Source organism: Bacillus sp. 196mf (assembly GCF_003217275.1).
Lineage (GTDB): Bacteria > Bacillota > Bacilli > Bacillales > Bacillaceae_G > Bacillus_A > Bacillus_A thuringiensis_S.
Genome location: NZ_QJTG01000053.1, coordinates 1 through 10835, shown reverse-complemented (window position 1 = coordinate 10835; position 10835 = coordinate 1). Strand labels below are relative to the sequence as shown.

The following is a 10835-nucleotide window of genomic DNA, read 5'->3' as shown; positions in this document are numbered from 1 at the left end:
GATGAAATTGGGTATTTACCAATTGATCCGGAGGATGCAAAATTATTTTTCCAACTCATTGATATGCGTTATGAAAAACGTAGTACGATTTTAACTACGAATGTAAATTTCAAATCATGGGATGAAATCTTTCAGGACCCTAAAATAGCTAATGCCATACTAGATCGTGTATTACATCACGCTACCGTTGTTAGCATTGTAGGACAATCATATCGAATTAAAGATCATTTTAGTAAAGAAAATGATTAAATTTGTACATACTTAAACAAGTGAAAATGTACATGATCATCTTGACATTTACATACCAGCTTAACAAAATGCCTATTCAATCATTTGTTAAACTAAATTTAAATAAAGAAGGGGCGTTTAAAATGAATATTTCTAGAAAAATAGAGGTTGAACAGTTACGAGATAGGAAGAGTGAGCTATTTGATAAAGAGGTACTTAACATATTAAATGGTCAAGTTATGTATGAAGAATTTAAAAACGAAAAGCTAATGGGTAATTCTGATTATGCCCCATTTAATGAGGCAATGTGTGTGAACTCGGCTACTACTCAAGTTTTTAATGAAGAGTTTATTAAAACAAGAGCGAAAGGACATAACAGTTCAGTAGAAAGTTATATAAAAAAGGTTATAGATCCGTTAGAAAACCTTTTTACGAAAAAGTATAAATGTATTGTTCTATGGTTTGGTGAAGATATGTTTTGCCAAATGAACCTACTTACCATACTTTCTCACCTTGAACAGTCTGCTTATGAAGGGAAGGTATACTTAAATAGCTTTAGAGAGGATGAATTTAAAGTAAATCAAATTGAACTTGAATTGGGGAATTATTCTTCTATATACAATGAAGTATTAGTAAACCATAAAAAGACCTCTCATAAAGTACCACCTGTAATGTATCAGGCTATAGACTTATTTTTAGAAATGTTAACAGAAGATAATGCAGTAATGAAATTCATCTCTAAAAATAAAGATTTATCAACTCGTGAGTTATTAATAAAGTTGTTTTATCTTTTTCCAACAATCGGATATGGGGATACTCAGTACATAGAGCTGATTAATAAAATAAAGAAGAAAGCTACACCAAAAATATAGGTGCAGCTTTCTTCTTATAATTGCTCAAGTAATTCTAATTCTTTTTCTACAAATAGCATTAGTTCTTTAATTGTTTCACCAGAAAAATCAAAACGAATACCGGCTGCATCATACACTTCTTTTATAGATTGCGAGCTTCCTAGTGATAATGCCTTTTTATAATTTTCTAGTGCTTGTTTAGGTTCCTCTTTATATTGTTTATACATTTGTAAAGCGCCAAGTTGGGCGATCGCATATTCAATATAATAAAATGGTACTTCAAAAATATGGAGTACAGGTAACCAACTCGTTGCTATCCAGTTTTCGTAACCATCAATATGTATGACGCTAGACTGATAATGTTTTTGAAGTTGTAAGTATTTTTCATTTCTTTCTTCAGAAGTATGAATTGGATTTTCATACAGCCAGTGTTGAAATTGATCGACAATAAGCATAACGGGTAAATATGAAATAACATCTTTAAAGAAGTTAATTTTTGCTTGTTTTAAATCTTTTTTGTCTGTATAGAAGGTATCCCAATAATTAAGCGAGAATAACTCCATTGTCATACTGGCTAGCTCAGCTGTTTCAGCTGGAATTTCTATATACTGTCGTAATTTTAATGGTTTTATGAGTTCGTTATGAATACTATGACCCATTTCATGTATAAAAGTGACAATATCATCTTGTGTATAATTTAAGTTCATAAAAATATAAGATAATTGTGAAGCTGGTAAGTACTCACAAAAGCCACCAGCTGCTTTTCCTTTGCGGCTTGTTAAATCAAGACAATTGTGTTTAGACATTCGGTTTAAAAGTGCTGAAAATTCAACATCTAGTTTATTAAAGATATGAGTGCTCTTTTTAATTAAATCATTTTCATTTGCAATAGGTTTAAGTACTTTTTGATCTGGAGTTACAGCTGATACATCCCACGGGCGAAGCGTATCAACTTGCAGTTTATCTTTTTTCTCTAGCAATATTTTATCTTTAAGAGGCACAACATACTTACGTATGGATTCAGCTAGTTCATAGCAATCTTTCGCTGAATAATCAAAACGCTCGTATTTTTTGAACATATAATCGCGATAATTCTCTAGTTGAATATTTTTTGCTTTTTGATGGCGAATTTCAATTAATTGATTTAATATGTTTTGGAGTTCTTTTTCAACAGATAAAAATTTTTCAGAAATAATGGTTTTTGCCTTTTTACGGGTGTCACGATTCGAATCTTGTAAATAGGATTGTAATTCTGTTATCGTTTTTTCTTCTCCGTCCCAAATTCCACTTAATCCTCCAGTGATTTCAAAGTACTCTGTGATTAATTTGTCTTCCTTTATTTCTAATTCAATATTTTCCTCACAAAATAACTTTTGAGCGTTTTTTATTTTTGTATCTAATAAACCATATACGTTAGAATCTAATTCCATTCGAAAAGGTGACTCTAAATATTTATTATCCAATAAATTTTGGTACCGCTTTAAAAGTGGCTTTACAAATTGTTGATCATGTTCAAAAGTATCCTTTATTTCTTCATCATCCGTATTACATTGAAAGGCGATGTAATGTGATCTTACTTGTTCTTCTCCGTCCCAAATTACTTTTGACTGCTCTTTTAACCAATTTTCAAGGTCTAGTTTTGAAGAAATCATTTTATTTAATAAAGTCGAAAGAGTTTTGTCCAATTGTAGTACATTACTAATATCAATCGTATTTACACGTTGCATTATATATCCCTCACTTTTTATTTATTCATAGAGATATTCTATTTATTAATTGTAATTTCCTTGTTAAGTGGGGAAAATGTGAAATAATGTTAAATTTAATAATTAAAGAAGGTATTTATATGTCAAAGTAAAAAGTTTATCGTAAATGAAAATGTTTGGAGGGGTGCTACATGAGAAAGGGAAAGAAGTTACTTGTACTTTTATTTCCATTTGCTTTATTATGTGCCTGTGAGAATGACATTGAAGATGCTAAAAGTGAAGATTCTATAGTGATGGATATTGCCACAGCAGCGGTAAAGGAGGAATCTTTTTTTAGTGCTGCTATAAGAGATGAAAAAGAAAGGATAGTAGATTTAGAGATTGCTGATAGCGAAGATAGTAACGAAATAAAAAATGATATTAATAAAAGATTGGTGATACAAGGTGTAACGTCTTATAAAATCAATATAACTCAAAGAAATAGAGAAGTTGTAAAGGCAGAGAGTAGATGGAATCAAGTTTTTGGACATATATTTGATGATGTATTCAGAAAAAATGGATATGAAGGGTTTGGTATTCAGCAAATAAATTATAAAAAGAATCAACCTGTTACCATTGATATAAAAACTAAGATTAGCGATGATGAAGTAGGGGCGAGAGAACTTGGACAGAAAATAGAAAAAGAAGTTGAAGTTGTACTTAAAACAGAAGCAGTAAAGAAATGGATTGAAAATGATTCATATGCTATTGGGATTTACGATATAGATGATCGGAAAATTAACTAATTGAGGAATGAATGCTATATGAATAGAAAACCGATGGAATCAAATATAGAATTGCTGAAGGAGGTGTAAAATGTATAAGTATTTACATATTTTAAATGACATTGAAAATAAGATTCAAAATGGAGGTATAAAAGAAGGAAAGAAATTACCGTCTATACGGTCACTCGTTACGCAATATGAATGTAATAAGGCAACAGTTATACGTGCGCTTCATGAATTAGAAAAGCGTCACATTATATATTCTGTCCCTCAAAGTGGATACTACGTTGTTAAGAAATCTGGGAGTACCATAGAAAATAACGAGATAATTGATTTCGCTTCTTCAGCACCAGATCCAGATGTTTTCCCATATTTAGATTTTCAGCATTGCATTAATAAGGCTATTGATACTTATAAAAATGATTTGTTCGTATACGGAACACCGAAAGGGTTACCATCTTTAATTCCAGTCATTCAAAAACAGTTGGCAAATTATCAAGTGTTCACGAAAGAAGACAATATTTTTATAACATCAGGTGTGCAGCAGGCGCTTGCTATATTAACTTCTATACCATTTCCGAATGGAAATGAAACTGTATTAATTGAACAGCCAACATATCATCTATATATTGATTATCTAGAAATAAATAAAGTTCCTGTAATCGGTATTAAACGTACGAATGAAGGTATCGATTTGAATGAATTGGAGCAAATATTTCAAACTGGAAAAATAAAATTCTTTTATACGATACCGAGATATCATCATCCGCTTGGAACTTCTTATTCTAAAGATGAGAAAGAAAAAATCGCACTATTGGCTAAGAAATACAATGTATTTATAGTGGAAGATGATTATTTAGCAGATTTAGAAACTGATTCAAAAGCAGATCCGTTATATAGCTTGGATAATTGTAGTCATGTCATATATTTGAAAAGTTATTCGAAGATTATTTTTCCTGGTTTACGGGTTGGAGTTGCAGTCATCCCACCATCCATTGCAAATGCGTTCTATACATACAAAAAGATACTAGATATTGATAGTCCAATGATTTCTCAAGCGGCTTTAGAAATTTATATAAAGAGCGGTATGTTTGAACGTCATAAAAGTAAAATTAATTCTTCCTACTACAATAGATCAATAAAACTAGCAGAAACATTAGAAAAAGTGCAAAATGAAAATCCATCATTATTTACATATAATAGACAAAACACATTTGGAATACACACTTGTTTAGAAATGCAGAAAAACACAGTTACAGAAACACTTATACAAAAATTAGGTGACATTCAAATAAGTGTCGATACTATTGATAAGAATTATATGAGGAATTTTCCTAAAGAAAAACTGTTAAAGTTAAATGTTTCGAATGTAAAAGAAGATAAGATTGAAGAAGGTATTCGTAAAGTAATTGAGGAAATCAAGCAATTAAGACAGTTTAATTTTCAGTTTAGAAAAGAATAATTTGAATTAGGAGGTTCGTTGTGAGGCGCAAAATCATTCTCTTGTTTGTATGTAGCGCTATAGTGGCAGGTGCAATTGTTGTGATTACATAGTATAAAAAAGAGGATCAATGCATAGCAGTTGCTAAGTATTCAAGAGGTATTATCGTAGATCAAAATAACGAACCTATATTTAATGTGAAAATATATGAAGATTCAATTGAAAGTAAGGAACGCAGTATTTCAAATGTACAAGGTGAATTTGAAATACTAGATGGGGTTTGTGGTGAGATTGTTTTACAATTAGTTACTCCTGATAGAGAAATCTATACGAGAAAATATGATAGGAAGTATATACCAGAAGTAATAAAGCTGAATTATAAAAATAAAAGTGAATAAGATGAAACCATTACAGAGAAAAGTAGCAGTTGTGGCCGGAGCAATTATATATGTAATTGGATAATTATATATTTTTTAAGAGCACTCTTAGCAAAGAGTGCTCTTTTTCATCAATGTAAATATTTACTTATCATCTTTTTAAAGTGATTTTTATCATAATTTACATATTGCATAGCTGTATTTCGTATTGGATCTCCAGCATAAAATCTTTCATACAATTCGTGTCTAGATCCTAAGGGGCTTCCGATGGTATCCCAGGCTAACTTAAATAATTTTGTGCGTTGTTCGGCATCTATATTAGTTCCTTTAAAGTACTTTTTCAATAAATCAGCTATAGGACTCTGGAAGTCATTTGAGCTCGAAGGAAGTTGAATGAACCCACCTGCTCCAATTAATTGTAAAATTTCTATTGCACGGGGATAATATTTGGAACCAAGATTCCTTGCAGTTTCGATATATTTAAAATTCGGCAAATAAGTTTTCGTTTCATTTGTAGTACCTTCAACTTCAGCAGCAATTAAAAGTGCGCGAATTGTTTCGATTTGCATAATTAATTCCCCAAGCTTCTCTTGAACATGCAAATAAGTAGTAGCACCGATCGCTTCAGCAATTTCACAAGCAATTGCAGTTATAAATTCTAGTTTTACTACTAATCGTACAATTGCTTGATGATAAGCTAAACTACTAGAAGCTATATCTGACTTTAATTTCCATAATGCTTCAGGGTTGTTATACAGTAAGACACGTTCCCATGGTACAAATACATTATCAAAGATTAATAGTGCATCCATTTCATCGTACTGTGAGCTAAGAGGGGAATCAACTGTACTTGAGTTTGCATTCGCAAATGGTTCTCTACAAACCATATGTAATCCAGGGGAATTGGCTGCCACAATGAGAAAGTGAGCTAAATCTTTTTGAGTATCAGTCAGTTTTGCTAATGGATAGATTAATAAATCATTTGAATAAGGAGAAGCAGTACCTACCATTTTTGCACCATTTAAATAAATTCCATCAGAAGTTTCCTTCGTAACTCTTAGTAACCCTAAATTTTTTGCATTCAATATTGATTCTGTAGAACGATTTATTTGTGGGTCACGTTGAACTACACTTAAGAACAAGTGATTATCTCTCGCTTTTTCATAATAAGATGTAATTTTATCTGGAAACTGTGCATCGAATTTTTTATAAAAATATCTTGATACGTACCAGCCAGTAAGTCTCGATCTTGCATAATCAGATAATCTACTCATTACACCGTCTGTAGCATAACTCCACGTTTCAAATGCAGTTCTTCTCATTAATAATTTATTATAGGAATTCGGAACTAAAAATGCAGTATGAACAAATTCTTTCGTTTTTGGGCTCACATATCCAATAGAATCTCTTCGTATGGGGTCATCAAACAATGTAAATAAATTAGAAATGGTACTTAATGTACCTGCAAAATGTTTGTCTGTAGTTACATCTACTTTTTGTCCATAGAGCCAAACGTTACGACCATCTTGTAAGCTCTTTATATAGTAATCCTTCAAATTTTGCATATTTCCTCCTTTTAAAGGCTACTCATATATTTGTACATCTTTTAATGGTGGGGAATATACGTGAAATGTTATTGCTGTTGAATCTGTAGCGTTATACATTTTATGCACAGTATCTTTTTTTACTGTGAAAATATTTCCCTCTGTAAACTCTTCAATCCGCTCGCTATTATTTTCGTACGTTATATTTTGTAGCGTACCATTGACTATTAGTATACATCCTACAGATATTCCGTGATCGTGCACAAAAGTCTTTGCTTTGCTGGGGAATTTTAATACTAAAATCTCTACAAATTCAGACTGATAGATAACGTTCCTTCCGTATTCAAGATTAACTGGTGAAGTAATAAAAGGAGATATTTTATGAAGTGAAATATTTAATGATTGAATAGCGTGTATTAAATTGACCGTATCGTAGTTACATAGGTTATTAAACGTTTTTTGTATGTTATGAATCAATTGCATGTAAAACTTCCTCCTAAGCATGTACAGTAAAAGAAAACCTAATCTAATATTATATAGTGAGTATTGAATTACATAATATTGTATTGAAACATTTCCGAAAAGTGACTTCTTTTACTTAGGAAGTTTATTCAATTTGAAAATTGTGGTAATTTGTTCCGTTAAAATGATATGCTTGAACTATATATTTTTTATCCCGTTAAATCCCGACTGGTGAGGGCTGATAATCAGTGAAGGATGAACAAAACCCCCACTGATTAAAGTTTCACTTTATTGGAAAGGTGATGAAATAAATGGCAGTTCTTTTAGTGGAAAATCTATATCAAATGTCTATTGTTTTACTGATTTTATGTTCATTTTGTTTTTATAGATATTTAAAGAAAATAAAAAGGGAAAGAAAGCTTACAGGTTTTGAAATTACGATGTATATCGTGACACAACTTGCGTATTTCATTTGGGCGGCAACAACTTTTCTTAAAATGTTATCAGAATAGTAATTTTAAAGTATTAGACGCTGAACAGAAATGTACAGGAGCATTAAAGGTATAAACTTGGGCAAGGGTAATTTATCATCTATTAGGTAAATAAATTTAGTCGAAATCTAGATGGATAACAATATTACTTATAACATCTTTATAAAAAGAGAGGATATAAATGGAACAATATAAGTTAATTGTAAAAGGGCCTAAACAACTTGAGTGGGAAACAAATGAAATTAAGGACATACAGGACGATGAAATTATCGTTAAAACAATCGCAGGAGCGATAAGCATTGGGGCCGAGTTACCACAGTATAATGGATCCGATGTTACAGATACGAATCCTTTTTATCCAAGAAAAACTGGATATGAAAGTTATGGTGAAGTGATTCAAGTTGGTAATAAAGTAACACATGTAAACGTAGGCGATAAAGTAGTTTCTTTTTATGGACATGAAACGATAGGGATAGTTAAGGGTTATAAAGTAATTCGAGTGCCTAGTTCTATACAACCTAAAGTTGCTTTATTATCTATTCTTTCGTGTGATGCTGCTAAAGGAGTGTTGAAACTAAACCCGCGACAGGATGAAAAAGTACTTATAACTGGAATGGGAGTTATTGGTTTACTCGCTTTTTATTTCTTAAAATACTATGTAGGCGTTGAGCACGTGGATGTTGTTGAGCCTAATAAAAATAGAAAAGATTTTGCAAAGAAGTTTGGTGCGAAAAACATATATGATTCAGAAGAGAAAATAATAGAAACATATAATTATGGTTTTGAATGTTCTGCTACAAATAGTGGGTTCCATACTTTGCAAAAAGCTCTTAAAACTAATGGTGAAATATGTATACTGTCTGATGGTAATATAGAAGAACTAACATTAATTGCTAACTTTTATCAGAAAGAATTGCAAATCATTGGATCAAGTGACGGATACGATTATCAAAAGCATGCAGATTGGTTTTTTAAAGAAATAGGAAAAACACCATTTATAGAAGAGATCTTTCAACATGAAATACATTATACTTCACTCATAGAATGCTTTGATGAATTGAGTTTAGGGATAATTAAACCATTAAAAGTATATGTTTCATATGAATAACGAAAAAAATAAGCAAATATTTGTCACATACCTTACAAATGTTTCGTCACATTTATGATTACTAAATGAGGAGGAACATATATGAAAATATTTGTAGCAGGTGCAACTGGTGTAATAGGACGTTCTTTATTGCCAATGTTAATAAAAAATGGGCATACAGTTTTTGCGATGATCCGTAATACTTCGCAAGTAGAAGCAATGAAAAAGATTGGTGCCATACCAGTAATAGCTGATGTATTTAATAGAAAGGCTGTATTTTCTGTATTAGAAGAAACAAATCCCGATGTAGTTATTCATCAATTAACGTCATTGTCTTCATGGAATTTTGAGGATAATGCAAAAATTAGAACAAAAGGCACTCGTAACCTTGTCGATGCCGCTAAAAATGTAGGGGTACAGAAAATAATCGCTCAAAGTATTTCATGGGCGTATGAATCAGGGGATACATTTGCGACTGAAAAAGACTCACTACATATTACTGCTTCTATGCCTCGGCAAGTCACTGTTAATGGCATATTGAAATTAGAAAAAGCTGTTACTGAGTTACCTGAATCGGTTATACTTCGTTACGGCACATTATACGGACCAGGAACATGGTATGCGGAAAACGGATTAATAGCAAATCAAGTTCGTAATAATGAAATTATCGCATCAGACGGGATAAGCTCGTTTATACATGTTGAAGATGCTGCAAGAGCTACTATGCTAGCCCTTAATTGGCCTTCAGGAATCGTAAATATTGTAGATAATTATCCAGCAACTAGTAAAGAATGGTTACCAATATATGCAGCAGCGATAGGGGCACCTCAGCCTAAAGTTCAAGATGGGAAAAATAGTTGGGAAAGAGGAGCTTCCAATAATAAGGCACGTAAAGAGTATGGATGGACACCTTTATTTCCATCATGGTCTGAAGGATTTAACAACTTAATAGGTAAGTAAAACACACCTTTGATGGGAATGATAGTAAAATACACCATTAAAGGATTGGGTAGTTATGAATATAATTTTGGAAAGTATTATATTAACTTTTACTGGAATAATTGTTTTGAAAATGACAGGTAGTACATCTGTGAGCCAAATGACAAGAGCTGAAATCATTATAGTTGTATCAATTGGCCGTATTATTGTAGAACCTGTATTAAGTAGAAAAGTAGTCCCATCTATATTTGCGGCTATCATATTTGCAAGCATATTACTTATCATTCATTTCTTTGAATTGAAATCAAGGAAGGTGGAACAATTTTTAAATGGAAGTAGCATTATAATTGTTGAAAACGGAGAGATTGTAAAAGAGAATTTGATGCAGGCAAAAATGTCGGAACAACAACTTTATATGGAATTAAGAGAAAAAGGGATTCATGACGTAAAGAGTTTACAGCAAGTTACAGCGGAACCGAATGGTCGTATTGGTTATCAATTAATAAAAGAAGCACAACCAATAACTTTAGAAATGTTAGAAAAAGTATTAGATCGGTACAATATAAAAAGATAATTTCTCGTGAGAAAAAGCCAATACTATAACGTGAAGTGCACCCCAATTGTTAGACACAGTCTAACAATTGGAGGTGCATTTTTTATGGCTAAATTTTCTTCAAAAGAAAAAAACCAAGCGGTGAAACGATATTTAGATGGTACAGAAAGTGGAAAAATAATTGCTAAATCTATAGGAGTTAACCCTAGCGTACTTCGTGAGTGGATTAGACGATATGAGTCTTCAGGTGAAAAGGCCTTTGAAAAGTGCTATACATTCTACCCAGCCCAGTATAAACTAGATGTACTTTATTATATGAATGAACACGGGACATCTATCAGAGAAACAGCAGCACTTTTCAATATACCGTCTTATGAAACACTTCGGAAATG

General features: G+C 31.8%; 11 protein-coding genes and 2 pseudogenes. 10 read left to right on the top strand and 3 right to left on the bottom strand.

The features are described from left to right. Positions 1 to 249: pseudogene (istB, locus tag ATL10_RS29520) on the top strand (IS21-like element IS232 family helper ATPase IstB); the annotation flags it as partial. Between the two features lie 53 nt (positions 250 to 302). Beyond that, a pseudogene (locus ATL10_RS29515) lies at positions 303 to 1100 on the top strand (AraC family transcriptional regulator); the annotation flags it as partial. 14 nt (positions 1101 to 1114) lie between these two features. Here ATL10_RS29515 and ATL10_RS29510 read toward each other — a convergent pair. After that, positions 1115 to 2806 carry a M3 family oligoendopeptidase gene (locus ATL10_RS29510; protein WP_110498153.1) on the bottom strand — a complete coding sequence of 564 codons (1692 nt, stop codon included), beginning with the start codon at positions 2804 to 2806 and terminating at the stop codon, positions 1115 to 1117. Between the two features lie 170 nt (positions 2807 to 2976). On the opposite strand from ATL10_RS29510, the gene ATL10_RS29505 reads away from it, so the two are divergent. The 3 genes from ATL10_RS29505 (at position 2977) to ATL10_RS29495 (ending at position 5388) form a co-directional block, all read left to right on the top strand. After that, positions 2977 to 3570, top strand: coding sequence for a DUF4030 domain-containing protein (locus ATL10_RS29505; RefSeq protein ID WP_001225391.1), 594 nt, complete (start codon positions 2977 to 2979; stop codon positions 3568 to 3570). 70 nt (positions 3571 to 3640) lie between these two features. Beyond that, positions 3641 to 5011: an aminotransferase-like domain-containing protein gene (locus tag ATL10_RS29500; RefSeq protein WP_061660657.1), complete on the top strand. Its 1371-nt coding sequence runs from the start codon at positions 3641 to 3643 to the stop codon at positions 5009 to 5011. A 113-nt stretch (positions 5012 to 5124) separates the two neighbouring features. Then, the gene (locus tag ATL10_RS29495) at positions 5125 to 5388 is read left to right on the top strand and encodes a carboxypeptidase regulatory-like domain-containing protein (protein WP_225988574.1); all 264 of its coding nucleotides are present in this window, start codon (positions 5125 to 5127) and stop codon (positions 5386 to 5388) included. Positions 5389 to 5498: 110 nt separating this feature from the next. On the opposite strand, the gene ATL10_RS29490 is transcribed toward ATL10_RS29495, so the two are convergent. Both ATL10_RS29490 and ATL10_RS29485 read right to left on the bottom strand, forming a co-directional pair. Then, on the bottom strand, positions 5499 to 6932 hold the full coding sequence (locus ATL10_RS29490; RefSeq protein ID WP_097924129.1) for a 4-hydroxyphenylacetate 3-hydroxylase family protein: 1434 nt from the start codon (positions 6930 to 6932) through the stop codon (positions 5499 to 5501). Positions 6933 to 6950: 18 nt separating this feature from the next. Next, positions 6951 to 7394 carry a cysteine dioxygenase gene (locus ATL10_RS29485; RefSeq protein WP_001176002.1) on the bottom strand — a complete coding sequence of 148 codons (444 nt, stop codon included), beginning with the start codon at positions 7392 to 7394 and terminating at the stop codon, positions 6951 to 6953. Between the two features lie 290 nt (positions 7395 to 7684). Between ATL10_RS29485 and ATL10_RS29480 the strand changes: the two genes are divergently transcribed. The 5 genes from ATL10_RS29480 to ATL10_RS29460 all read left to right on the top strand — a co-directional run. Further along, positions 7685 to 7885: a hypothetical protein gene (locus ATL10_RS29480; RefSeq protein ID WP_000279697.1), complete on the top strand. Its 201-nt coding sequence runs from the start codon at positions 7685 to 7687 to the stop codon at positions 7883 to 7885. Between the two features lie 160 nt (positions 7886 to 8045). Then, entirely contained in the window at positions 8046 to 8972 is a 927-nt protein-coding gene (locus ATL10_RS29475) for a zinc-dependent alcohol dehydrogenase (RefSeq protein WP_098839842.1), read from the top strand. 81 nt (positions 8973 to 9053) lie between these two features. Next, positions 9054 to 9911, top strand: coding sequence for an NAD-dependent epimerase/dehydratase family protein (locus ATL10_RS29470; RefSeq protein ID WP_072938510.1), 858 nt, complete (start codon positions 9054 to 9056; stop codon positions 9909 to 9911). Between the two features lie 55 nt (positions 9912 to 9966). After that, positions 9967 to 10464: a DUF421 domain-containing protein gene (locus tag ATL10_RS29465; RefSeq protein ID WP_001021414.1), complete on the top strand. Its 498-nt coding sequence runs from the start codon at positions 9967 to 9969 to the stop codon at positions 10462 to 10464. 84 nt (positions 10465 to 10548) lie between these two features. Next, positions 10549 to 10835, top strand: a 287-nt coding sequence (locus ATL10_RS29460) for a transposase (protein WP_142669977.1), incomplete at its 3' end; no start/stop codon positions are given.

Coding starts and splice junctions, on each gene's coding strand:
- ATL10_RS29500 (WP_061660657.1), top strand. CDS start 3,641: ATGTATAAGTATTTACATATTTTAAATGACATTGAAAATAAGATTCAA.
- ATL10_RS29480 (WP_000279697.1), top strand. CDS start 7,685: ATGGCAGTTCTTTTAGTGGAAAATCTATATCAAATGTCTATTGTTTTA.
- ATL10_RS29465 (WP_001021414.1), top strand. CDS start 9,967: ATGAATATAATTTTGGAAAGTATTATATTAACTTTTACTGGAATAATT.
- ATL10_RS29485 (WP_001176002.1), bottom strand. CDS start 7,394: ATGCAATTGATTCATAACATACAAAAAACGTTTAATAACCTATGTAAC.
- ATL10_RS29510 (WP_110498153.1), bottom strand. CDS start 2,806: ATGCAACGTGTAAATACGATTGATATTAGTAATGTACTACAATTGGAC.
- ATL10_RS29490 (WP_097924129.1), bottom strand. CDS start 6,932: ATGCAAAATTTGAAGGATTACTATATAAAGAGCTTACAAGATGGTCGT.
- ATL10_RS29505 (WP_001225391.1), top strand. CDS start 2,977: ATGAGAAAGGGAAAGAAGTTACTTGTACTTTTATTTCCATTTGCTTTA.
- ATL10_RS29470 (WP_072938510.1), top strand. CDS start 9,054: ATGAAAATATTTGTAGCAGGTGCAACTGGTGTAATAGGACGTTCTTTA.
- ATL10_RS29475 (WP_098839842.1), top strand. CDS start 8,046: ATGGAACAATATAAGTTAATTGTAAAAGGGCCTAAACAACTTGAGTGG.